Origin of the sequence: Novosphingobium sp. Fuku2-ISO-50 (assembly GCF_001519055.1) — a bacterium.
Taxonomy (GTDB): domain Bacteria; phylum Pseudomonadota; class Alphaproteobacteria; order Sphingomonadales; family Sphingomonadaceae; genus Novosphingobium.
Genome location: NZ_KQ954295.1, coordinates 123893 through 144461, shown reverse-complemented (window position 1 = coordinate 144461; position 20569 = coordinate 123893). Strand labels below are relative to the sequence as shown.

Below are 20569 nucleotides of genomic sequence, written 5' to 3'. Positions count from 1 at the left end.
CCCATGGCACGTTCCGTCTGGAAGGGCCCCTTCGTCGAACTGCACCTGATCAAGAAGGCGGAAGCCGCTCAGGATGCCGGTTCCCGCGTGGCCCCGATCAAGACCTGGTCGCGTCGTTCGACCATCTTGCCGCAGTTCGTTGGTTTGACGTTCAGCGTCTACAACGGGCACAAGTTCATCCCTGTCTCGATCAACGAAGACATGGTCGGCCACAAGCTTGGTGAATTCGCGCCGACGCGCACGTTCCCGGGCCACGCCGCTGACAAGAAGGGCAAGCGCTGATGAGCAAGTCTGCAGCTCCCCGCCGCGTTGGTGACAAGGAAGCGCTGGCTGTCGGTACCACGATCCGTGGTTCGGCCCAGAAGCTCAACCTTGTTGCAGCGCTCATCCGCGGCAAAAAGGCCGAAGACGCACTCAACATCCTCTCCTTCTCGAAGAAGGGGATGGCGGTTGATGCGCGCAAGGTTCTCGCTTCGGCGATCGCCAACGCGGAAAACAACCACAACCTGGACGTCGATGCGCTGATCGTGGCGGAAGCCAGTGTCGGCAAGTCGATCATGATGAAGCGCTTCCACACCCGTGGTCGCGGCAAGTCGACCCGGATCCTCAAGCCGATTTCGCGGCTGCGGATCGTCGTCCGCGAAGTCGAGGAGGCCTGATCATGGGTCATAAATCGAACCCCATCGGTCTGCGTCTGCAGATCAACCGCACCTGGGACAGCCGCTGGTTCGCCGAAGGGCAGAGCTATCAGCGCCTGCTCAAGGAAGACCTGACGATCCGCAAGTTCATCGTCGAGAGCCTGCCCCAGGCAGCGATCTCGAAGGTGGTGATCGAGCGCCCGGCCAAAGTGTGCCGTGTGTCGATCTATGCGGCGCGTCCGGGCGTCATCATCGGCAAGAAGGGCGCAGACATTGAAAAGCTGCGCGCCAAGCTGTCGAAGCTGACCAAGAGCGACGTGAAGCTGAACATCGTCGAAATCCGCAAGCCGGAAATCGATTCGAAGCTTGTCGCCCAGGGCATTGCCGATCAGCTCGTTCGCCGCGTGGCTTTCCGCCGTGCGATGAAGCGCGCGGTGCAGTCGGCGCTGCGTCTTGGCGCGGAAGGCATCAAGATCACCTGCGGTGGCCGTCTTGGCGGCGCGGAGATCGCGCGCGTTGAATGGTATCGCGAAGGTCGCGTGCCGCTTCACACGCTGCGTGCCAACATCGACTACGCCGAAGCCGAAGCCCACACCGCCTATGGCGTGATCGGTATCAAGACCTGGATCTTCAAGGGCGAGATCCTGGGACACGACCCGATGGCGCAGGATCGCCTCATGCTTGAGGCACAGACCTCGGGCGTGCGTCCGTCACGCTGAGGGAAGGTAACAGGCCATGTTGCAACCTAAGAAGACCAAGTTCCGCAAGGCGTTCAAAGGCCGTCTCCACGGCAACGCCAAGGGCGGCACCGACCTCAACTTCGGCTCTTACGGGCTGAAGGCGCTCGAACCGGAACGCGTAACCGCGCGCCAGATCGAAGCGGCACGTCGTGCGATCACCCGCCACATTCGCCGTCAGGGCCGTCTGTGGATCCGGATTTTCCCCGACCTTCCGGTTTCGAAGAAGCCTGCCGAAGTCCGTCAGGGCAAGGGCAAGGGTTCGGTTGAATACTGGGCCGCACGCGTCAAGCCGGGCAAGATCCTGTTCGAGCTCGACGGGGTTCCGGGTCCGCTGGCCGCAGAGGCGTTCAGCCGCGCGGCAATGAAGCTGCCGATCAAGACGAAGGTCGTTGCCCGCCTGGGTGACACTTCGCACCTTGGCGGCGAGTAAGGAGGAAAGACCATGGCGAAGTTCGAGGACATGCGCCTCAAGAGCGACGACCAGCTTTCCGCTGATCTCGTCGAATTGAAGCGCGAACAGTTCAATCTGCGTTTTCAGGCTGCTACCAATCAGCTGGAACGTCCGGCCCGCATCCGTGAGGTGCGTCGCCAGATTGCCCGCATCAAGACCTTGCAGACCGAACGGTCGGCAACGGTCAAGGCCTGAGGAGAACCAACGTGCCCAAGCGTATCCTGATCGGGACGGTGGTTTCCGACAAGAATGAAAAGACCGTGGTGGTCAAGGTCGAGCGCAAAGTGAAGCACCCGCTTTACGGCAAGATCATCCGCCGCTCGAAGAAGTACCACGCCCATGACGAGGACAATGCGTTCAAGCTGGGCGAAACGGTGCGCATCGAGGAAACCGCGCCCTATTCCAAGCAGAAGACCTGGAAGGTAATCGAGCGCGTGTTGGCCGGTAAGACCGCCGCGATCGAAGCGGATATCTGATAGCCGCGACACAATTTGGAACTGCCGGACTGGTTCCGGCAAGCCAGTGAGAAGGAACCGGATCAATGATCCAGATGCAATCCAACCTCGAAGTCGCTGACAACAGCGGCGCGAAGCGCGTCCAATGCATCAAGGTGCTGGGCGGGTCGAAGCGTCGCTTTGCCGGCGTCGGCGACATCATCGTGGTGTCGATCAAGGAAGCGCAGCCGCGTGCTCGCGTCAAAAAGGGCGACGTGCATCGCGCCGTGATCGTGCGTACCCGCAAGGACGTGCGTCGCGCCGATGGCAGCGTCATCCGCTTTGACACCAATGCGGCCGTGCTTGTCGGCAAGAACGAAGAGCCCATCGGCACGCGTATCTTCGGCCCCGTGGTGCGCGAACTGCGCGCTCGTGGCTTCATGAAGATCATCAGCCTTGCGCCGGAGGTGCTGTGATGTCGGCTTCCAAGATCAAGAAGGGCGACAGCGTCGTCGTTCGTTCGGGCAAGGACAAGGGCCGTACCGGCACTGTTCTTCAGGTCCTGCCCAAGGACGAAAAGGTGGTCGTGGCCGGCATTAACATTGCCACCCGTCACCGCAAGCCGAGCCAGCAGAACCCGCAGGGCGGTCTCGATCGCTTTGAAGCGCCGATGCACATCTCCAAGGTTTCGGTTGCCGACAAAGACGGCAAACCGACCCGTGTGCGCTTCGAAGAGAAGGACGGCAAGAAGGTCCGCGTGGCTGTCAAGTCCGGGGAGGCTATCGATGGCTGAGAAGTACACACCGCGTCTGAAGACCAAGTTCGAAGCCGACATCGCCAAGGCGATGCAGGCCAAGTTTGGCTACAAGAACGTGATGGAAATTCCGCGGATCGAAAAGATCACGCTCAACATGGGCGTCGGCGAAGCCAGCCAGGACAAGAAAAAGGTCCAGACTGCGGCTGCCGAGATGGAAAAGATTGCCGGTCAGAAGCCGGTGATCACCAAGGCGAAGAAGTCGATCGCGCAGTTCAAGCTGCGTGAAGGCATGCCGATCGGTTGCAAGGTTACGCTGCGCCGCGAACGCATGTACGAATTCCTCGACCGCCTGATCACGATCGCAATGCCCCGCATCCGCGACTTTCGGGGTCTGAACCCCAAGTCGTTCGATGGTCGCGGCAACTATGCGATGGGTCTCAAGGAACAGATCATTTTCCCTGAGGTCAGCTATGATCAGATCGACAAGGTGCGTGGGCTCGACATCATCGTGACCACCACTGCCAAGACCGACGACGAGGCGCGTGAACTGCTGCGCCTGTTCGGTTTTCCCTTCCCGCAGGATGCCGCCGAACAGGCGAAGGCTGCCTGATTGGCCATTCTGGAAGAAAGAGCTTAAGTCCATGGCGAAACTGAGTTCGATCAACAAGAACGAGCGGCGCAAGAAGCTCGTTGAAAAATATGCGGTCAAGATCGCCGCGCTCAAGGCCAAGGCCAACGACAAGTCGCTCGACGAAACCGAGCGCTTGATCGCCCGCCTCAAGCTGGCCGAAGTGCCGCGCAATGCAAACCCGACCCGGGTGCGTAACCGCTGCAATACCACCGGCCGTCCGCGCGGCTATTATCGCAAGTTCGGGCTGTGCCGCATCGAACTGCGCGATCTCGGCAACAAGGGGTTGATCCCCGGGCTGACCAAGTCGAGCTGGTAAGGATAGAGCGATGGCATTGACCGACCCCCTGGGTGACATGCTCACCCGTATCCGCAACGGCCAGCGCGCAAAGAAGGATTCCGTCCTTTCGCCCGCGTCCAAGCTGCGTGCGCATGTGCTCGAAGTGCTCCAGCGCGAAGGCTATATCCGTGGTTTCTCTGAAGACACCACGGGTCTGCATCCGCAGCTGCGCATCGAGCTGAAGTATTTCGAAGGCCAGCCGGCGATCAAGCACGTTGCACGCGTGTCCAAGCCGGGCCGCCGCGTCTATTCCGGTTCGAAGGAATTGCCGGTGATCCGCAATGGCCTGGGCATCACCATTGTCTCGACGCCCCGCGGCGTGCTTTCGGATGCCGAAGCGCGCGCTGCGAACGTCGGTGGCGAAGTGCTTGCGGAGGTGTTCTGATGAGCCGCATCGGCAAGAAGCCGGTGGCAATCCCTGCGGGGGTTTCTGCCGATATCGCCAATGGCGTTCTGACAGTGAAGGGGCCCAAGGGCACTCTGACGCTGACACTCGTCGATGACATCAGCTATGCCGTTGAAGGCGAGACCATTCTGGTCAAGCCGGCCAATGACTCCCGGACCGCTCGCGCGTTCTGGGGCATGCAACGCACGCTGGTGTCCAACCTCGTTACCGGCGTGACCGAAGGGTATTCCAAGACCCTTCTGATCACCGGCGTCGGCTATCGTGCGATGGCTCAGGGCAAGAACCTGAAGCTGCAGCTCGGCTACAGCCATGACGTTGACTACGCCGTGCCGGAAGGCATCGAGATCAAGACCCCGGATAACACCACGGTCGAAATCTCGGGTATCGACAAGCAGAAGGTCGGCCAGGTTGCGGCCGAGATCCGTCGCTGGCGCAAGCCCGAACCCTACAAGGGCAAGGGTATCAAGTACCGCGGCGAGTTCATCTTCCGCAAGGAAGGGAAGAAGAAGTAATGGCCAAGCTGTCTCTCTTCGCGCGCCGCCGTCGCCGTGTTCGCACCGCGCTCAAGGCGCGCTCGGGCGGTCGTCCCCGCCTGTCCGTGCATCGTTCGGGCCGGCACATCTATGCCCAGATCATCGACGATCTTGGAGGTCATACCCTGGCCGCCTCGTCGTCGCTGGTGAAGGGCGAGAAGTCGATCGGATCGAACGTCGATGCCGCGGTCAAAGTCGGCAAGGACATTGCCGAAAAAGCCAAAGCTGCCGGCATCACCGCTGTCGTGTTCGATCGCGGCGGCTTCCTGTTCCATGGCCGCGTCAAAGCGCTGGCCGACGCTGCCCGCGAAGGCGGGCTGGAGTTCTAAGGCATGGCTGACGAAACCATTGTGGAAGGCGCAGTCGCCGTTGAGGCGACTTCCGCTCCCGAAGCCCGCGAAGGGCGTGGCCGTGGCCGTGGCCGTGGTGGCGAACGCAACAACAACAGCGGCGGCGGCGATCGCGGCCGTGGCCGTGGCGGCGACCGTGATCGTCGCGGTCGCGGCAACAACGACGAGGATGGTGGTGAAGAGCTGATTGAAAAGCTCGTCCACATCAACCGCGTGTCGAAGACCGTGAAGGGCGGCAAGCGCTTTGGCTTTGCGGCGCTCGTCGTGGTCGGCGACGGCAAGGGCCGGGTCGGTTTCGGCCACGGCAAGGCCCGCGAAGTGCCCGAGGCGATCACCAAGGCGACCGCTTCGGCCAAGAAGAAGATGATCCGCGTTCCGCTCAAGGAAGGCCGCACCCTGCATCACGACGGCCGCGGCCGTTTCGGCGCCGGCAAGGTCAACGTGCGCTCGGCTCCGGCCGGGACCGGGATCATCGCCGGTGGCCCGATGCGCGCCGTCTTCGAAAGCCTGGGCGTTCATGACGTGGTGACCAAGTCGGTCGGCACATCGAACCCCTACAACATGATCCGCGCCACATTCGACGCGCTGTCGGAACAGACTTCGCCGAAGTCGGTTGCGCAGCGTCGCGGCAAGAAGGTCGCTGACCTGCTTGGTCGTGGCGGCGCGGCGCCGGTGGAGGCAGAAGCCGCCGCCGAAGCCATCGTGGAGTAAGAAGCCATGGCCACTATCAAGATCAAGCAGATCGGTTCGCCGATCCGCCGTCCCGCTGCCCAGCGCAAGATGCTGATCGGTCTCGGGCTGAACAAGATGCATCGCGTCGTCGAACTTAAGGACACTCCTGAAGTTCGCGGCACGATCGCCCGACTGCCGCACCTCGTGGCGGTGATCGACTGAACCCTTCGGGTTCCGGCGAATGCGAATACCCCGGTGGCAACGCCGGGGTTTTTCGTTTCCTCCTTCGGCGCGCCGGAGGAAAGGGATGACAAATGGGGGCGGGGCCGCTATGGGCCGCGCTCCTTTCAAGCGCGACTCAAAGCGAAAGCGAGTGCTCCAAGATGACCAAGCTTAACGAAATTCGTGACAATGATGGCGCCCGCAAGGGCCGGATGCGCGTCGGACGCGGCATCGGCTCGGGCAAGGGCAAGACCGCCGGTCGCGGCCAAAAGGGCGCCAAGGCGCGTTCGGGCGTGTCGATCAACGGCTTCGAAGGCGGCCAGATGCCGCTGCACATGCGTTTGCCGAAGCGCGGTTTCAACAACATCTTCGCCAAGGACTATGCCGAAGTGAATCTCGGTCTGGTGCAGAAGGCGATCGACGCCGGCAAGCTCGACGCCTCGGCGGTGATCGATCAGACGGCGCTGCGCGCAGCCGGTCTGGGCCGTGGCGGCAAGGACGGCGTCCGTCTCCTCGCCAAGGGCGAACTGACCACCAAGGTCAGCTTCAAGATTGCCGGCGCGTCGAAGGGCGCGACCGCTGCGGTTGAAGCGCTTGGCGGCAGCATCGAGCTGATCATCAAGGTGCGCGCCGAAAAGGTGAAGGCCGAAAAGGCCGCCTGAGGCGCCATCTTTTTCAGGTCTTGTGGCGGGCGCAGGGGTGTTGCATCCCTGCGCCCGTACTATATGGGCTTGATACGGCATTCGGGGGCTGCGCAGCCGGCAACGGCTTAGTTGCGCGTCCCCTTCAGGTTACAAGAGTTCGAAAGGCTTGCGCCCGACCATGGCTTCACGCGCCGACAACATCGCCAGCAATCTCAGCCTGGCCAACTTTTCCAAGGCGACCGATCTGCAAAAGCGGATATGGTTCACGATCGGCGCGCTGATCGTGTTCCGGTTCATGAGCTTTGTGCCGCTGCCGGGGGTCAACCCGTTGATTCTGGAGACGCTGTACAAGCAGACCCAGGGCGGCGTGCTTGACATCTTCAACACCTTCTCGGGTGGGTCGCTGCAGCGCATGAGCCTGATTGCGCTTGGTGTGATGCCCTATATCACGTCGTCGATCGTGGTTCAGTTGGGCGCTTCGCTGCACCCCGCGCTTGCCGCCTACAAGAAGGAAGGCGAAAGCGGGCGCAAGAAGCTCAACCAGTATACCCGTTATGGTGCGGTGTTCCTGACCGTCTTGCAGGGCTGGTTCCTGGCGACGGGGCTTGAAAGCTATGGTGCGTCGTCGGGCATTCAGGCGGTGGTCGACCCCGGGCTGATGTTCAAGGTCGGCGCGGTCATCAGCCTCGTCGGCGGCACGATGTTCCTGCTGTGGCTGGGCGAACAGATCACCAGCCGGGGTATCGGCAACGGTGTGTCGCTGATCATCATGGCGGGGATCGTGGCGCAAATGCCGAAGTTCTTCGGCAACTTGTTCGAACAGGGGCGCACCGGTTCGCTCAACCCGTTTGCCATCATCGGCGTGATCGTGCTGTTGCTGGCGATCGTGGTGTTCATCTGTTTCATGGAGCGCGCGACGCGCCGCCTGCTGATTCAGTATCCGCGGCGCGCGACGCAAAACGGCATGATGGCTGCCGACCGCAGCCATTTGCCGCTGAAGCTCAACACGTCGGGCGTGATTCCGCCGATCTTTGCCAGCTCGCTGCTGCTGCTGCCGCTGACGATCACGCAATTTGCCGGCAAGTCGGTCTCGCCCGATACGCTGGCCGGGCGGGTCATCGTCTCGCTCAATCAGGTGCTTGGCCACGGCAAGCCGCTCTACATGCTGCTCTACGCGCTGGGCATCGTGTTTTTCAGCTTCTTTTATACGGCGGTGGTGTTCAATCCCGAAGAGACCGCCGACAATCTGAAGCGTAACGGTGGCTTTATCCCGGGCATTCGGCCGGGCCGCAATACTGCGGTCTATCTCGATTATGTGCTGACCCGGATCACCGTGCTGGGCGCGGCATACATTACCATCGTCTGTGTTGTGCCCGAATGGATCATGGCCGAGACAGGCATGGGGACACTGTTCTTTGGCGGCACCAGCTTGCTGATTGTCGTCAACGTGACAGTCGATACGATAACCCAGATCCAGTCGCATCTGCTGGCGCACCAGTATGGCGACCTGATCAAGAAGGCCAAACTGAAAGGCCGTCTGCGCTGAGCGAAGCTCGGGGCAAGACGGTTAAGAGGGGATTGCTAGCGGTGAATATCATCCTGTTGGGCCCGCCCGGCGCGGGCAAGGGGACGCAGGCGCAACGCCTGGTCGACAGCCACGGTCTCAAGCAGTTGTCGACAGGCGATATGCTGCGTGCCGCCGTCCTGGCCGGAACCCCGGTCGGGCTTCAGGCCAAGGCCGTGATGGATGCCGGTCAATTGGTGTCGGATGACATCGTTTCCGCGCTGATCGGTGACGAGCTTGATGCGATGGGGCCGGGGCAAGGCGCCATTTTCGACGGTTATCCGCGCACGGCGGCGCAGGCCGAATCGCTCGATGCCATTCTGGCCGCGCGCGGGCGCAAGCTGGACCATGTGATCGAGCTCGATGTCGACGAAGACGCGCTGGTCGAACGCATTACCGGCCGCTTTACCTGCGCCCATTGCGGCAAGGGGTATCATGACACGTTTGAGCGGCCGCTGGTCGAAGGCACGTGCGACAAGTGCGGCGGGCACGAATTCAAGCGCCGGCCTGACGATAACGAGCAAACCGTTCGCACGCGCATGGCCGAATATCGCGCCAAGACCGCGCCGATCCTGCCGATCTATGAAGCGCAGGGGATTGTTGCCCATATCGACGGCATGGCACCGATGGATACAGTGACTGCGGCGATCGAGGCGATCATCACATAATCAAGGTATCGCTTGGTCTGGCCATCAGATGCTTTGTCGTTGACCTGCAACGGTTATAGGCAAATCCAACCCGACGAGTCGGACTCGTCGGGTTTTTTGGTTATGACGGACTGGTGACCGGAGACTTTGCGTGGGTCCGGTATTTCGGAGAATCAGCATGGCGGCGTTGCGGCGGGTCTTGACCGGAACATTGATCGGGGTGCTTGCCGGGGCTGCGCCGGCCCATGCCGACGTGATCGCACAAAGCCCGCAAGGGTTTGTTTCGCGCAACGTGGTGGTCGTGGGGGCAAGCCCCGCAGTGGTGTGGAAGCGGCTCGTGGCGCCCGCGGCGTGGTGGTCGTCGGATCATACCTTTTCGGGCGATGCGGCCAACTTGTCGCTCGATCCCGTGGCTGGAGGATGCTTTTGCGAAAGGCTGCCCGCCGAAGAGGTTGCAACGGCCAAAGGAGCCAAGCCAGCCGCGCGCGGCGGGGTCGAGCATATGCGTGTGGTCTTCGTCGATCGCACCAAGGCGCTGCGCCTGGTCGGCGCACTCGGGCCGCTGCAGAGCGAAGCGGTGAACGCGACGCTGACCGTCACGATCACGCCGGTCGAAGGCGGCACGCGCGTGATCTTTGAATATGTCGTGGGCGGCTATATGCGCTATCCGGCCGAGAAGATCGTCCCGGCGGTCGACGCGATGCTGGGCAAGGCTTTGATCAGCCTTGTGCATCCTTACGAATCGGTCGGTGCGCAGCGGCCCGCGGGCGCGCCGGACGGTAGCGGCGCTGCGGGCGCGGCCTCTTCCGCAGGAGCCGGGCTCGGCGAGCATGGGGTGCTTTTGCCCCGTGGCCGGATATGGAGCCTGCCGCCGAGCGAAACGCCTGCTGCCGCGCCTGCGCCGTCCGAGCCGACGATTGCGCCCCTCCCGGGCAGCGCAGTGCCGCCCGATGACGCGGTTGCGGGCGGGCGCAAGGCCGCAAAGCGCGCCAGGCACAAGCCCGTTGCGGCCACCTCGGCGGCACAGGCGCCCGTCGCCCCGTCCGCCGTTGAGGCGGCGCCCGATGCGCCGCCCGGACCGCAAGAGGTCACAGCTTCGGCGCCGGATGCTGCTCAGCCGCCGCTGCCCACGCCCAAGGCCGCAAAGAGGACCGGCAAGTCAGTGCCCAAACCTGCGGCGAAACCTTCGGCCAAAGCGCAGGAATCCGCCGACGAGCCGAGCAAGGATGCGGTCAATTCGGCGTTTGATGCTGCACTTGGTGACGAGCAACGCCCGGTTTCGGCTGTGCCATAGGCGCGACGGCCGGCACAGCCATCCCGGCAAGGCGCAGCGCGGGTGGTTGCAGGTTGGTCCGCTGAAGTCACCAGCGGCAGGCCCGGTATATGTCTGGGCATGGGCGCTTGAAAGGGCGCTGCCTTATGCGGCAAGCGCCCGCAAGGCGGCGATATGCTCCGGGCCGATCCCGCAACACCCGCCCAGGATCGTCGCGCCCGCGTCGCGCCACGCGCGGGCAAAGGCGGCATAGCCTGCCGGATCGAGATCGGCGCGAATGTCGCACAATTGGGCATTGGCTTCGGCGTCGGGATCTTGCGGGGGAAAGGCATTGGCATAGACCCCGATCCGCAGATCCGAAGCCGCGCGCGCGGCGCGCACGGCGTCGGCCATGACTTCGGGCTGGCTGCAATTGAACAGAATCGCCCTGGCCCCCAGACGCTGCGCCAGACGCGCCGCGTCGGTTACGCTTTCGCCCGAACGCAGACGGGGCTCCGCGCCGGGATGGCCATCATCGAGCGTGAACGACAGCCACAGCGGCTTGCCCGTCGGTGCGACGAGTTCGCCGACGAGTTCCGCTTCGCTCAGCGAGGAGAGCGTTTCGGCCTGCCAGTGATCGACATAAGGCGTCAGCGCCGCGACCAGCACGGCCAGAATCGGGCGGGCGCGTGCAATATCGACGAGGTCGGGGCGATACGATCCGCAGACCGGCGGCAGCGATCCGGCGACCGCGACTTTGCGCGGGGCGGCATCGGCAACCTCGCGCGCCAGCGATCCCGCGAGCGCAGCCCATTCCGCCCCCCGCGCGGCAAAGCGTTCTTCGCCGATATGGAACGGCACCACGGCATAAGTATTGGTGGTGATCACATCGGCGCCGGCATCGACATAGCTTTGATGCACGCGCGAAACGTATTCGGGGGCCTCGATCAGCGCCAGCGCCGACCATTCGGGCTGCTGGAACGGCGCGCCGATCCGCATGAGTTCGCGGCCCGTGCCGCCATCGAGAAGGATCACGGGTGAAGCGGCGGATTGGGGCACGGCGAACTCTCCGGAAAGGGGCTTGTTGCGCGCGCCTTTTCGAGCGGCGCGCCTATCCGGTCAAGAGCCGCGTGCAATCGGTGGCCGATCGATCTAGGGAAACGGCCGCCTTGATGGGAGATTTTGCCGGTGGTCGGAGCGATTGCCCTGCTGTTCGTGTTTCAACTCGTGGGTGAGGCGATTCATCGCCTTGTCGGCGTGCCGGTGCCCGGCGCCGTGATCGGCATGGTCCTGCTGGTGGTCTGGCTCGCCCTGAGGCCGGTCCGATGGGGCAGGCCGGGCATGGGGGCCGGGCCGGGCAGGGAGGGCGAGAGCGGGCGGCTTGAAACGGTGACGGCCTGGTTGACCGCGCATCTTTCGGTGATGTTCGTGCCGGCGGCTGTGGGGGTGATGGAGCAGGGGGCGGTGTTTGCCCGGTTCGGCCTCGCGCTGATGCTGGCGACGGCGGTTTCGGTGGTCCTGACGATCGTAGTCACTGCGTTTGTGCTGCGCTGGGCCCTGGCGTGTTTTGCCCCCGATGAGGCGGTGGCATGAGCGCGCGGCTTGTCGTGGCAAGGCTGGGCGATCTGGGGGCGAGCCAATTGTTCTGGCTGGCGGTGACGCTGGCGGTGTTTGAGGCGGCGGACATCGTGTCCCGGCGCAGCGGGCGGCACCCACTGTGCCATCCCGTGCTGACGTGTACCCCCGTGCTGATCGCGATCATTCATGCAACCGGCGTCGGCTATGCGACCTATTCGGGGGCTACGGCGGTGCTCGGCTTTCTGCTCGGCCCGGCGGTGGTCGGATTGGCCGTTCCGATCCACGCCCGGCTCGCGTTGTTGCGTCGGTTGGCGCTGCCGCTGCTGCTGGCGCTGTTGGCAGGGGCTGTGACGGCGATTGCCAGCGCGGTAGGGATCGTCTGGCTGTTTGGTGCGCCGCATGACCTGATTGCCTCGATCGCTCCGCGCGCGACGACGACGCCGGTGGCCATGGAACTCGCGCGCCAATCGGGGGGCAATCCTTCGCTTGCGGCGGCGCTCGTGCTCGGGGCAGGGGTGTTTGGGGCGATGATTGCGAGCCCGTTGCTCGATGGGATCGGCGTCCGCGATTTCCGGGCACGTGGCTTTGCCGTGGGCGTTTCGGCGCATGGCATCGGCGCGGCGCGTGCCTTTCAGGTCAGCGAGACCGCCGGGGCCTTTGCCAGCCTTGGCATGGCGCTCAATGCGGTGATGACCGCCGTGATCCTGTCGCTTCTGGCAGGGCTGATCTGATTGTCGGGCCGGTCGGGCTCGACCGGTCAGAGGGCCGGAGCATCGCACGAAAAGGCGGAAATCCGGCCTTTTCGCACGATGCCCTGGTGATCCGTCGTCTCCTGTCTCCGCTCAGGGATGATCGTGATGATCGCGATCCGGCTGAGCGTTGGGTTTTGGCTGGGGCTTTGGCGTCGGGGGATGCGGTGCCGCCGGCGGTGTCGCGTGAATCTGCGGTTGCTGCACCGGAGGACGGGCAAAGCCGGGCGTTGTCTGGCCCTGCGGGGTCGGGCGGGGCGTCTGGCCATAGCCGGGCGTTGCCTGGCCCTGCGGGGTTGGACGGGGCGTCTGGCCGTAGCCGGGCGTTGCCTGGCCTTGCGGGGCCGGGTGCGGCGTCTGGCCGGGTTGCCCCTGCGAACCGGGATGCTGGTAAGCGGGCGGTGCGCCAGCGGTCGCGCCGCCATGCGTCAGCGCTTCGTTGCGGGGGATCGGTACGCCGTTGGTGCCGACGCGGTGGACTGCGGGCGGATGCCAGGTCGGCGTTATCTGCGAAGCCACGGCGTGCGGATTGCTGGCGGCCTGTTGCACGCGCTGCTGCTGCATGGGAGTCGGAGCGAAATGCGGCGCGTTCATCGCGCGCAGTTCTTCGGGGCGCGGCTGGGCCCGGACGCCGCCTTCGCCACCGGCATAGCTGACACGCGGGCCACGGTTCACTGTGACCGGGGCATAGTAGACATTGGTGACGTTGACATTGGTGACGTTGACCACGGCGCGATTATAGCTGACGTGACCATGGTCCCAGTGACCGCCTTCCCAGCCGTGGCCGTGATAGCCATGGCCATAGTCGATCCCGCCGTACCAGCCCACTTCGCGGCCCCAATACCCTTCGTGGAACCGATAGGCGCCATCATCCCAGCCCCACCATGCCGGGGTCCACACGAGGCCGGACTCGGGCGGCAGATCCCAGTATCCGGCAACCCAGTAATAATCGTCGATCCAGTCGCTCCACGCCCAATATCCGGGAACCCAGATATAGTCGGGGCCGGGCAGCGGCGGTTGATCATAGATCGGCAAAGGCGGCGGCGCATAGCCGATGCGGATGTCGTCGATGCGGATATCAAGGCCGAAGAAACCCTGCGCATGGGCTGTCGCCGGGGACAGCGCCACAGTCACTGCGGGCGCGGCGATGGCCAGCGCGATCAGCGCTCGCCACGAAACTTTGGGGGCGGACAAAGTGATGCGGCTCTTGCGCATGGAAACGATCCTCTTGCCATTTATGCCTTCTGGCGCTGACATTGCACCTTCATGGCCCAAGGAACCAGACTCTTGCATGAACGACAGCGCGAAAAAGCATTATGGGTCACGATCGGCCTCGAGGGCTTTGACCTTTGTCACCGAATCCGGTATTTCCTTTCGTGAACCCGCCTCTCCGCACCCGTTTCGCGACGGCTGCGGTTGTTTGCGCCAAATTGCGGTTGACGGGCCTTGCGAATCCGCTTAAGCGCGCCTTTCACTCGAAACCGTCTGGAGGTAGTCCGCTTTCGTCAGCGCGCATAAGGGCACTGGCGGGGTCACGGCTGGCTTCAATTCGTTTTTCGGGTGATTCGCGATGAGATAGGGCCCTGGGTGGGCGGCGGGCGAGCATTTGGCTCTCTGTGGCGACCCGGTGTTCTGTGGAGCTGATACGGAGAAACAAGTGGCTCGTATTGCCGGGGTAAATCTCCCCACCAATAAGCGCGTGATCGTTGCGCTGACCTATATTCATGGCATTGGCCCGTTCAAGGCCCGCCAGATTGCTGAAAAGCTGGGTATCGATCAAAGCCGCCGCGTCCAGGACCTGTCCGACGCGGAAATCCTGCAGATCCGTGAAACGATCGACGCCGAGCACACCGTGGAAGGCGATCTTCGCCGCGAAACCGCGATGAACATCAAGCGTCTGATGGACCTTGCCTGCTATCGCGGCCTGCGTCATCGCAAGGGCCTGCCGGTTCGTGGCCAGCGCACGCACACCAATGCGCGCACCCGCAAGGGCAAGGCCAAGCCGATCGCCGGCAAGAAGAAGTAATCCGGCTGTCGTCGAGCCTGGCTCGACGCAGAATTTGGCCGGATCATTTCGGCCACCGGTTCCCACGGTTTTCCGACAGGATTTATAAAAATGGCACGCGAACCTCAGCGTATCAAACGGCGGGAGCGCAAGAACATCACGAGTGGTGTCGCGCACGTCAACGCCAGCTTTAACAATACCATGATCACCATCACCGATGCCCAGGGCAATGCCATTTCGTGGTCGTCCGCGGGCATGATGGGCTTCAAGGGCAGCCGCAAGTCGACACCTTACGCTGCGCAGGTCGCCGCTGACGATGCCGGCAAGAAGGCCGCCGAACACGGCGTTCGTACGCTGGAAGTCGAAGTCAAGGGCCCGGGTTCGGGTCGCGAAAGCGCGCTGCGCGCGCTGCAGGCGGTCGGTTTCACGATCACGGCCATTCGCGACGTGACTCCGATCCCGCACAACGGCGTGCGCCCGTCAAAGCGTCGCCGCGTCTGACCTGCCAAGTGGCGACCGGCGCGGCGGTACCACCGCGCCGGCCCCGCCCAATATCCGACCGGTCGCAACCCCTCAGTTGACGCCGGCGCACCCGATCAAACCCCAGGGGAATTCCATGACTGTCAATATCAAGAACTGGCAGGAACTGAAGAAGCCCAACACCCTCGAGGTCAAGCCCGGCAACGATCCGCTGCGCCGCGCGACCTTTATTGCCGAACCGCTCGAGCGCGGCTTCGGTCTGACCCTTGGCAACGCGTTGCGCCGGGTTCTGCTGTCGTCGCTTCAGGGCGCGGCAGTGACCTCGATCCGCATCGAAAACGTGCTTCACGAATTCTCGTCGCTTGCCGGCGTGCGCGAAGATGTCACCGACATCGTTCTCAACGTGAAGCAGATCGCGCTCAGGATGCAGGGTGAAGGCCCCAAGCGGCTTCAGCTTTCGGCCACCGGCCCGGGCGAAGTGCGTGCAGGCGACATTGCCGTGACCGGCGACATCGAAGTGATGAACAAGGATCTCGTGATCTGTCATCTCGACGAAGGTGCGACGTTCAACATGGAGCTGACTGCCGACACCGGCAAGGGCTATGTGCCCGCCGTGTCGAACCGTCCGATTGACGCGCCGATCGGGCTGATCCCGATCGACTCGCTCTATTCGCCGGTGCGTCAGGTTTCGTACAAGATCGACAATGCCCGCATCGGGCAGGAGCTCGACTACGACAAGCTCAACCTGACGGTCGAAACCGACGGCACGATCACGCCGGAAGACGCGGTCGCTTATGCCGCGCGCATCCTGCAGGACCAGCTTTCGCTGTTCGTTCACTTCGACGATCAGCTGCCGACCGGCCATGTCGCCACGGTTTCCGGCCTTGCCACGCATGCGCCCGAAGAAAGCGATGCGAACCAGCTCAACCGCTACCTTCTCAAGAAGGTGGACGAGTTGGAACTGTCGGTGCGTTCGGCCAACTGCCTCAAGAACGACAACATCATCTACATCGGCGACCTCGTCCAGAAGACCGAAGCGGAAATGCTGCGCACGCCGAATTTCGGCCGCAAGTCGCTGAACGAGATCAAGGAAGTGCTGTCCTCGATGGGGCTGCGGCTGGGCATGGACATCCCCGGCTGGCCGCCTGAAAACATCGAGGAAATGGCCAAGAAGCTCGAACAGGAACTGCTCGGTTAAGCCCGAGCAGATTTCCGCCCACCCTCGCGGGTGGGCACAACGGGGCCCCGACGGCCACCCCGCCCAAAAAACGGCCAGGTCTGGGTTACCTGATACGGACCCACAACGAACGGAGTTGAAACATGCGTCATAAACTGGGCCAGCGTAAGCTGGGTCGTACTTCGGCTCACCGTATTGCGCTGCTGCGCAACATGGCGGCCGCGCTGATCAAGCACGAACAGATCACCACCACGGTGCCCAAGGCGAAGGAACTTCGTCCTTACATCGAAAAGCTGATCACGCTGGGCAAGCACGGCGGCCTGTCGAACCGTCGTCTGGCGCATGCGCGCCTGCTCGACGCGACGCAGGAAAAGAAGCTGTTCGAAGTTCTGGCCGAGCGTTATGCCGATCGCCAGGGCGGCTATACCCGCATCATCAAGGCCGGTATCCGCGCCTCTGACGCGGCGCCGATCGCAGTGATCGAACTGGTCGACCGCGACACCACGGCCAAGGGCCAGGATTCGGGCCCGGTCATGACTGCGGACGAAGACGAATACGAAGCCGCCTGATCTTTCAGATCCGACGGTTTTGTTAGGGGGGCGGTGCCGACGGGCGCCGCCCCTTTTTCGTTGTCCGCTTGCCGATGGCCGCGTGCGCGGCTTATGCACGGCGGATCCATTGTCCCGGCGGGAGATCGTCCATGCGGCGCAGGGCGTGTTTGCGTGCGGGCCTTGCCATCGCGGGGCCTGGTGTTTCTTCTGCCATCCGCGCCGCCACAGGATTGTCCGTGACCGATCCCGCCGTTTTCCCGCCGCTTGCCCCTTATCCGCCAAGCCCGCGCGTGCCGCTTGACGAGCCGGTCTTTGGCGAGACGGTGTCCGATCCGTGGCGCTGGCTTGAGGCCGATGTGCGTCATGACGACGCGGTCGCGCAATGGGTTGCGGCGCAAAGCCGGTTTGCGCACGATTACCTTGCCGCCTTGCCCGAGCGGCCTGTGTTCGAAGCGCGAATGAAGCGGCTGATCGATTACGAACGGTATGGCGTGCCGGTGGCGCGCGGCGGGCGCCTGTTTCACCGCTGGAATGCCGGTCTGACGAACCAGTCGCAATTGCTGGTGACCGATGCCGACGCGGCTCCGACTGCCAAAGGGCGTGTCCTGCTCGATCCCAACACCTGGGCGGGCGATGGCGCGACGGCACTCGACAGTTGGGAGCCTTCGGACGACGGCAGTCTTGTCGCCTATAGCGTGCAGGACGGCGGATCGGACTGGCGCACGGTGCATGTGGTGCGCGTGGTCGATGGCACGGTCTTGCCTGACACGCTGAAATGGGTGAAGTTTTCGGCGCTCGCATGGCTGGGCAGCGAGGCGCTGATCTATTCGCGCTTTCCCGAGCCGGGCCATGATGCCGCGTTTCAGGCGCTCAATTACAACCAGTCGGTCTGGTTGCACCGCATCGGCACGTCGCAGGATGCCGATGTGCCGATCTTTGCAACGCCCGGCACGCCCAAATGGGGGCATGCGGCAACGGTGGGCAGCGAGGGGCGCTGGCTGGTGATCGCGTCGAGCGAGGGCACCGATCCGGTCAATGCGGTCCATGTCGCGCGCATCGATGGCGACCGGGTTGGGCCGGTCCAGCCGCTGGTTTCCGAAATCAGGGCGGAATGGACGTTTATCGACGCGCAGGGCGACAGCCTGTGGTTTGTGTCGGGCGAGGGGGCGCCCCGGCGCAAAGTGGTGCGCGTCGACATGGCGGGGGCAACGGCCCGCTTCGACACGGTGGTCTCCGAAGTGGCTGACCCGCTGCAATGGGCCGGGATGGTCGGGCGTCGGCTGGTGCTGGGCTATTTGCATGACGCCCGGTCTCGGGTCGTCGTCGCCGGGCTCGACGGCGGGGATCCGCGCGAAGTCGGCTTGCCCGGTCTGGGCTCGGTCGGCGGGGTCAGCGCGCGCGCGGGCGATGCGGCGGGCTATCTGTCGTTCACCAGCTTTACGACGCCGGACACGGTGTTGCGGCTCGATCCGGCCGATGGGGCAATGACGCCGTGGCGCGCGCCGCGCCTGACCTTTCGGTCCGAGGATTATCGGGTGGAGCAAGTGTTCTACGCCTCGCGCGACGGGACGCGTGTGCCGATGTTCGTGGTGCGTCGGGCGGATGCATCGGGCCCGGTGCCGACACTGCTCTACGGCTATGGCGGCTTCAACGTCTCGCTCAATCCGTGGTTTTCGCCGACGACGATGGCCTGGCTTGAATGCGGCGGGGCCTATGCCCTGGCCAATTTGCGCGGCGGCGGCGAATATGGCGACGCCTGGCATGATGCCGGGCGCCGCGCACACAAGCAGGCCGTGTTCGACGATTTCATCGCGGCGGGCGAATGGCTGATTGCCCATGGGATTTGCCCCGGCGGCGGCCTGTCGATCCAGGGGCATTCGAACGGCGGCCTGCTGGTCGGCGCGGTGGTCAATCAGCGGCCCGATCTGTTTGCGGCGGCCAATGCCGGGGTCGGGGTGATGGACATGCTGCGCTTCGATCGCTTTACCGCCGGGCGGTACTGGGTCGATGACTATGGCCATCCCGAAGTAGAGGCCGACTGGCGCGTGCTGCGCGCCTATTCGCCGTATCACAATGTGCGCGAAGGCGCCGTCTATCCGGCGATCGTCGTCACCACGGCGGACACCGACGACCGCGTGGTGCCGGGGCACAGCTTCAAATACGCCGCCGCACTGCAGGCCGCCGCGATCGGGCCAAAGCCGCACCTGATCCGCATCGAAACCCGCGCCGGGCACGGCAGCGGCAAGCCGATCGACAAAGTCATTGCCGAAGCCGCCGATGTGCAGGCCTTTCTGGCGCATTGGAGCGGGCTGCAGCCGCGCGCTTAAAAGGAGGCAGGCAGGGCAGGGCGCATCCTTGCCAAGCGCGGCTTCGTCGATCACGGTGGGTTCAGACGAGAATTCGGGTTGTTTTTCGGAGAGTTCGCCGCGTGAGCGAAGTGTTTGCCTCTGCGCCATGCGACGATGCGCCGGATTCGCCGACGATCCCGTTGTGGCGGGTCAGTGTGGTCGTGGCGATGGGGGTCATGGCCACGTCGCTGGCGCAGGACAAGATCCTCGGGCGCATTCCGTTGCGCAATCTGCTCAAGAACGGGCTGCATCTCGACCGTTCGGCCACGGCGACGTTTCTGTTCGCGATCGGCTTTGCGTGGTATGTAAAGCCGCTGTTCGGGGCGGTGATCGATGCCTTTCCCCTGCTCGGTTCGCGGCGGCGATCGTACATGGTCATCGGATCGGCGCTGGCCGCGCTCGGCTGGTCGGCTTCGGGGTTCGTTGCGCAGGCCTATATGCCGCTGTTCGTGGCGATGGCGTTGACATGTTGCGCGATGGTGCTGGTCAGTTGCGCGACGGGGGGGCTGCTGGTCGAGACGGCGCAGGCGAGCGGCGCCGCGGGGCGCCTGGCAGGCGTTCGGCAGGCGATCTATGCGCTGTGCATTCTCGTCGGAGGACCGGCATCGGGCTATCTGGCCGGTGTGGCTTTTGGCTGGACCGCGCTGACTTGCGCGCTGATTGCCGCCTCGTTGATCCCGGTGACGCTGTTCTTTCTCCATGAGCCTTATCATCCGCCGCAGCCGTTTTCGGCGCTGAGGGGCCAGTTGCGCGCGATCGCCCGCGCACGCACGATGTGGGCGGTGGCAGCGCTGATCCTGGTGTTCTTTATCGCGCCGAGCACCGAGACGGCGTTGTTCTATCGTCAGCAGAACGACCTGCACATGACCACGGTGACGCAAGGCTGGCTGACATTCACCAGTTATGGCGCGGGCATCATTACGGCGCTGGCCTATACCTGGCTCTGCCGCCGGTTGACGCTGCGGCGCTTGTTGCTGACGGGGCTCGGCTGTTCGGTGCTGACCCAGGCTTCGTTCCTGTTCTACAACAGCGTTCCCGCCGCCTTTGTCATCGAAGGGGGCAACGGGGTCGGTTTTGCGCTGGCGGAGTTGGCGTTTCTCGATCTTTCCGCGCGCGCCACGCCGCGCGGCAGCGAAAGCCTGGGCTATTCGCTGATGCTCAGCGTGCGCAATCTCGCGCTGTTTGGCACCGACATCATCGGCGCGCATCTGATGGACGATTTCGGCTGGAGCTTTTCCGCGCTGGTCTGGATCAACGTGGCGACTTCGGCGCTGTCGCTGCCGATTGCCTTGCTCTTGCCACGCGCGCTGCTGGCTCAACGCGAGGCCTAGGCTTTTCCTGCTCGCAGGCCTGGGCGGGTCGTGCTATCTGTGCTTGCGATAACAAGATGATGCAGTGGGAAC

The 20569-nt window shown here is 63.7% G+C and carries 29 protein-coding genes; 27 read left to right on the top strand and 2 right to left on the bottom strand.

Going from position 1 to position 20569, the window contains the following annotated elements; genetic code table 11:
- Window positions 1-3: 3 nt before the first annotated feature.
- From rpsS to AQZ50_RS20765, 19 genes are all read left to right on the top strand, one after another.
- On the top strand, window positions 4-282 hold the full coding sequence (gene rpsS / locus AQZ50_RS14440) for a 30S ribosomal protein S19 (RefSeq protein WP_067747200.1): 279 nt from the start codon (window positions 4-6) through the stop codon (window positions 280-282).
- Window positions 282-659, top strand: a complete 378-nt coding sequence (rplV, locus tag AQZ50_RS14435; protein ID WP_067747199.1) for a 50S ribosomal protein L22 — start codon at window positions 282-284, stop codon at window positions 657-659. Before rpsS ends, rplV begins: the two co-directional genes overlap by 1 nt.
- Window positions 660-661: 2 nt before the next feature.
- Window positions 662-1357, top strand: coding sequence for a 30S ribosomal protein S3 (gene rpsC, locus AQZ50_RS14430; protein ID WP_067747198.1), 696 nt, complete (start codon window positions 662-664; stop codon window positions 1355-1357).
- Window positions 1358-1373: 16 nt separating this feature from the next.
- Entirely contained in the window at window positions 1374-1808 is a 435-nt protein-coding gene (gene rplP, locus AQZ50_RS14425; RefSeq protein ID WP_067747196.1) for a 50S ribosomal protein L16, read from the top strand.
- Window positions 1809-1820: 12 nt separating this feature from the next.
- Complete coding sequence (gene rpmC / locus AQZ50_RS14420; protein WP_067747195.1) at window positions 1821-2024, top strand: 50S ribosomal protein L29; 204 nt, start codon at window positions 1821-1823, stop codon at window positions 2022-2024.
- Window positions 2025-2035: 11 nt separating this feature from the next.
- Window positions 2036-2305: a 30S ribosomal protein S17 gene (gene rpsQ, locus AQZ50_RS14415; protein ID WP_067747194.1), complete on the top strand. Its 270-nt coding sequence runs from the start codon at window positions 2036-2038 to the stop codon at window positions 2303-2305.
- 65 nt (window positions 2306-2370) lie between these two features.
- Window positions 2371-2739 (top strand): 50S ribosomal protein L14, encoded by a 369-nt coding sequence (gene rplN / locus AQZ50_RS14410; protein WP_067747190.1) that lies wholly within the window; start codon window positions 2371-2373, stop codon window positions 2737-2739.
- A complete protein-coding gene (gene rplX, locus AQZ50_RS14405) occupies window positions 2739-3056 on the top strand; it encodes a 50S ribosomal protein L24 (RefSeq protein WP_067747189.1) in 318 nt (105 codons plus the stop codon). The genes rplN and rplX overlap by 1 nt, the downstream gene beginning before the upstream one ends.
- On the top strand, window positions 3049-3630 hold the full coding sequence (rplE, locus tag AQZ50_RS14400; RefSeq protein ID WP_067747187.1) for a 50S ribosomal protein L5: 582 nt from the start codon (window positions 3049-3051) through the stop codon (window positions 3628-3630). The genes rplX and rplE overlap by 8 nt, the downstream gene beginning before the upstream one ends.
- A 31-nt stretch (window positions 3631-3661) precedes the next feature.
- A complete protein-coding gene (gene rpsN / locus AQZ50_RS14395) occupies window positions 3662-3967 on the top strand; it encodes a 30S ribosomal protein S14 (protein WP_067747185.1) in 306 nt (101 codons plus the stop codon).
- A 10-nt stretch (window positions 3968-3977) separates the two neighbouring features.
- On the top strand, window positions 3978-4373 hold the full coding sequence (rpsH, locus tag AQZ50_RS14390) for a 30S ribosomal protein S8 (protein WP_067747183.1): 396 nt from the start codon (window positions 3978-3980) through the stop codon (window positions 4371-4373).
- Window positions 4373-4906, top strand: coding sequence for a 50S ribosomal protein L6 (gene rplF / locus AQZ50_RS14385; protein WP_067747181.1), 534 nt, complete (start codon window positions 4373-4375; stop codon window positions 4904-4906). Before rpsH ends, rplF begins: the two co-directional genes overlap by 1 nt.
- Complete coding sequence (gene rplR / locus AQZ50_RS14380) at window positions 4906-5256, top strand: 50S ribosomal protein L18 (protein WP_067747179.1); 351 nt, start codon at window positions 4906-4908, stop codon at window positions 5254-5256. The genes rplF and rplR overlap by 1 nt, the downstream gene beginning before the upstream one ends.
- A gap of 3 nt (window positions 5257-5259) precedes the next feature.
- On the top strand, window positions 5260-5988 hold the full coding sequence (gene rpsE / locus AQZ50_RS14375; protein WP_067747178.1) for a 30S ribosomal protein S5: 729 nt from the start codon (window positions 5260-5262) through the stop codon (window positions 5986-5988).
- A 6-nt stretch (window positions 5989-5994) separates the two neighbouring features.
- Complete coding sequence (gene rpmD, locus AQZ50_RS14370) at window positions 5995-6171, top strand: 50S ribosomal protein L30 (RefSeq protein ID WP_067747176.1); 177 nt, start codon at window positions 5995-5997, stop codon at window positions 6169-6171.
- A gap of 161 nt (window positions 6172-6332) precedes the next feature.
- Complete coding sequence (gene rplO / locus AQZ50_RS14365) at window positions 6333-6833, top strand: 50S ribosomal protein L15 (RefSeq protein WP_067747175.1); 501 nt, start codon at window positions 6333-6335, stop codon at window positions 6831-6833.
- Window positions 6834-6993: 160 nt separating this feature from the next.
- Window positions 6994-8361, top strand: coding sequence for a preprotein translocase subunit SecY (secY, locus tag AQZ50_RS14360; RefSeq protein ID WP_067747173.1), 1368 nt, complete (start codon window positions 6994-6996; stop codon window positions 8359-8361).
- Window positions 8362-8402: 41 nt separating this feature from the next.
- The gene (locus tag AQZ50_RS14355) at window positions 8403-9047 is read left to right on the top strand and encodes an adenylate kinase (protein WP_067747172.1); all 645 of its coding nucleotides are present in this window, start codon (window positions 8403-8405) and stop codon (window positions 9045-9047) included.
- Window positions 9048-9204: 157 nt separating this feature from the next.
- A complete protein-coding gene (locus tag AQZ50_RS20765; protein WP_082703669.1) occupies window positions 9205-10320 on the top strand; it encodes an SRPBCC family protein in 1116 nt (371 codons plus the stop codon).
- 123 nt (window positions 10321-10443) lie between these two features.
- Here the strand turns inward: AQZ50_RS20765 and AQZ50_RS14345 are convergent, their stop codons facing one another.
- Window positions 10444-11337 (bottom strand): homocysteine S-methyltransferase family protein, encoded by an 894-nt coding sequence (locus AQZ50_RS14345; protein ID WP_082703668.1) that lies wholly within the window; start codon window positions 11335-11337, stop codon window positions 10444-10446.
- A 129-nt stretch (window positions 11338-11466) separates the two neighbouring features.
- Here AQZ50_RS14345 and AQZ50_RS14340 point away from each other — a divergent pair, with 129 nt between their 5' ends.
- Together AQZ50_RS14340 and AQZ50_RS14335 are read left to right on the top strand one after the other, a co-directional pair.
- Window positions 11467-11871: a CidA/LrgA family protein gene (locus AQZ50_RS14340; RefSeq protein WP_067747170.1), complete on the top strand. Its 405-nt coding sequence runs from the start codon at window positions 11467-11469 to the stop codon at window positions 11869-11871.
- Entirely contained in the window at window positions 11868-12587 is a 720-nt protein-coding gene (locus AQZ50_RS14335; RefSeq protein ID WP_067747167.1) for an LrgB family protein, read from the top strand. The genes AQZ50_RS14340 and AQZ50_RS14335 overlap by 4 nt, the downstream gene beginning before the upstream one ends.
- Window positions 12588-12698: 111 nt before the next feature.
- On the opposite strand, the gene AQZ50_RS21195 is transcribed toward AQZ50_RS14335, so the two are convergent.
- Window positions 12699-13820 (bottom strand): YXWGXW repeat-containing protein, encoded by a 1122-nt coding sequence (locus AQZ50_RS21195; RefSeq protein WP_067747166.1) that lies wholly within the window; start codon window positions 13818-13820, stop codon window positions 12699-12701.
- Between the two features lie 442 nt (window positions 13821-14262).
- Here AQZ50_RS21195 and rpsM point away from each other — a divergent pair, with 442 nt between their 5' ends.
- The 6 genes from rpsM to AQZ50_RS14300 all read left to right on the top strand — a co-directional run bounded on the left by rpsM (window position 14263) and on the right by AQZ50_RS14300 (window position 20497).
- Entirely contained in the window at window positions 14263-14631 is a 369-nt protein-coding gene (gene rpsM, locus AQZ50_RS14325) for a 30S ribosomal protein S13 (protein WP_067747165.1), read from the top strand.
- Between the two features lie 90 nt (window positions 14632-14721).
- Window positions 14722-15111, top strand: a complete 390-nt coding sequence (gene rpsK, locus AQZ50_RS14320; RefSeq protein ID WP_008065643.1) for a 30S ribosomal protein S11 — start codon at window positions 14722-14724, stop codon at window positions 15109-15111.
- 115 nt (window positions 15112-15226) lie between these two features.
- Window positions 15227-16288 carry a DNA-directed RNA polymerase subunit alpha gene (locus tag AQZ50_RS14315; protein WP_067747164.1) on the top strand — a complete coding sequence of 354 codons (1062 nt, stop codon included), beginning with the start codon at window positions 15227-15229 and terminating at the stop codon, window positions 16286-16288.
- A 122-nt stretch (window positions 16289-16410) separates the two neighbouring features.
- A complete protein-coding gene (rplQ, locus tag AQZ50_RS14310; protein WP_067747162.1) occupies window positions 16411-16836 on the top strand; it encodes a 50S ribosomal protein L17 in 426 nt (141 codons plus the stop codon).
- A gap of 131 nt (window positions 16837-16967) precedes the next feature.
- Window positions 16968-19145 (top strand): prolyl oligopeptidase family serine peptidase, encoded by a 2178-nt coding sequence (locus tag AQZ50_RS14305; protein ID WP_082703666.1) that lies wholly within the window; start codon window positions 16968-16970, stop codon window positions 19143-19145.
- A gap of 101 nt (window positions 19146-19246) precedes the next feature.
- Window positions 19247-20497: an MFS transporter gene (locus tag AQZ50_RS14300; protein ID WP_067747160.1), complete on the top strand. Its 1251-nt coding sequence runs from the start codon at window positions 19247-19249 to the stop codon at window positions 20495-20497.
- Window positions 20498-20569: the final 72 nt, after the last annotated feature.

Excerpts from the sequence above, each read along its gene's own strand:
- rpsS (WP_067747200.1), top strand. The coding sequence starts at position 4 with ATGGCACGTTCCGTCTGGAAGGGCCCCTTCGTCGAACTGCACCTGATC.
- rplV (WP_067747199.1), top strand. The coding sequence starts at position 282 with ATGAGCAAGTCTGCAGCTCCCCGCCGCGTTGGTGACAAGGAAGCGCTG.
- rpsC (WP_067747198.1), top strand. The coding sequence starts at position 662 with ATGGGTCATAAATCGAACCCCATCGGTCTGCGTCTGCAGATCAACCGC.
- rplP (WP_067747196.1), top strand. The coding sequence starts at position 1,374 with ATGTTGCAACCTAAGAAGACCAAGTTCCGCAAGGCGTTCAAAGGCCGT.
- rpmC (WP_067747195.1), top strand. The coding sequence starts at position 1,821 with ATGGCGAAGTTCGAGGACATGCGCCTCAAGAGCGACGACCAGCTTTCC.
- rplN (WP_067747190.1), top strand. The coding sequence starts at position 2,371 with ATGATCCAGATGCAATCCAACCTCGAAGTCGCTGACAACAGCGGCGCG.
- rplX (WP_067747189.1), top strand. The coding sequence starts at position 2,739 with ATGTCGGCTTCCAAGATCAAGAAGGGCGACAGCGTCGTCGTTCGTTCG.
- rplE (WP_067747187.1), top strand. The coding sequence starts at position 3,049 with ATGGCTGAGAAGTACACACCGCGTCTGAAGACCAAGTTCGAAGCCGAC.
- rpsN (WP_067747185.1), top strand. The coding sequence starts at position 3,662 with ATGGCGAAACTGAGTTCGATCAACAAGAACGAGCGGCGCAAGAAGCTC.
- rpsH (WP_067747183.1), top strand. The coding sequence starts at position 3,978 with ATGGCATTGACCGACCCCCTGGGTGACATGCTCACCCGTATCCGCAAC.
- rplF (WP_067747181.1), top strand. The coding sequence starts at position 4,373 with ATGAGCCGCATCGGCAAGAAGCCGGTGGCAATCCCTGCGGGGGTTTCT.
- rplR (WP_067747179.1), top strand. The coding sequence starts at position 4,906 with ATGGCCAAGCTGTCTCTCTTCGCGCGCCGCCGTCGCCGTGTTCGCACC.
- rpsE (WP_067747178.1), top strand. The coding sequence starts at position 5,260 with ATGGCTGACGAAACCATTGTGGAAGGCGCAGTCGCCGTTGAGGCGACT.
- rpmD (WP_067747176.1), top strand. The coding sequence starts at position 5,995 with ATGGCCACTATCAAGATCAAGCAGATCGGTTCGCCGATCCGCCGTCCC.
- rplO (WP_067747175.1), top strand. The coding sequence starts at position 6,333 with ATGACCAAGCTTAACGAAATTCGTGACAATGATGGCGCCCGCAAGGGC.
- secY (WP_067747173.1), top strand. The coding sequence starts at position 6,994 with ATGGCTTCACGCGCCGACAACATCGCCAGCAATCTCAGCCTGGCCAAC.
- AQZ50_RS20765 (WP_082703669.1), top strand. The coding sequence starts at position 9,205 with ATGGCGGCGTTGCGGCGGGTCTTGACCGGAACATTGATCGGGGTGCTT.
- AQZ50_RS14335 (WP_067747167.1), top strand. The coding sequence starts at position 11,868 with ATGAGCGCGCGGCTTGTCGTGGCAAGGCTGGGCGATCTGGGGGCGAGC.
- AQZ50_RS21195 (WP_067747166.1), bottom strand. The coding sequence starts at position 13,820 with ATGCGCAAGAGCCGCATCACTTTGTCCGCCCCCAAAGTTTCGTGGCGA.
- rpsK (WP_008065643.1), top strand. The coding sequence starts at position 14,722 with ATGGCACGCGAACCTCAGCGTATCAAACGGCGGGAGCGCAAGAACATC.
- AQZ50_RS14315 (WP_067747164.1), top strand. The coding sequence starts at position 15,227 with ATGACTGTCAATATCAAGAACTGGCAGGAACTGAAGAAGCCCAACACC.
- rplQ (WP_067747162.1), top strand. The coding sequence starts at position 16,411 with ATGCGTCATAAACTGGGCCAGCGTAAGCTGGGTCGTACTTCGGCTCAC.
- AQZ50_RS14305 (WP_082703666.1), top strand. The coding sequence starts at position 16,968 with ATGCGGCGCAGGGCGTGTTTGCGTGCGGGCCTTGCCATCGCGGGGCCT.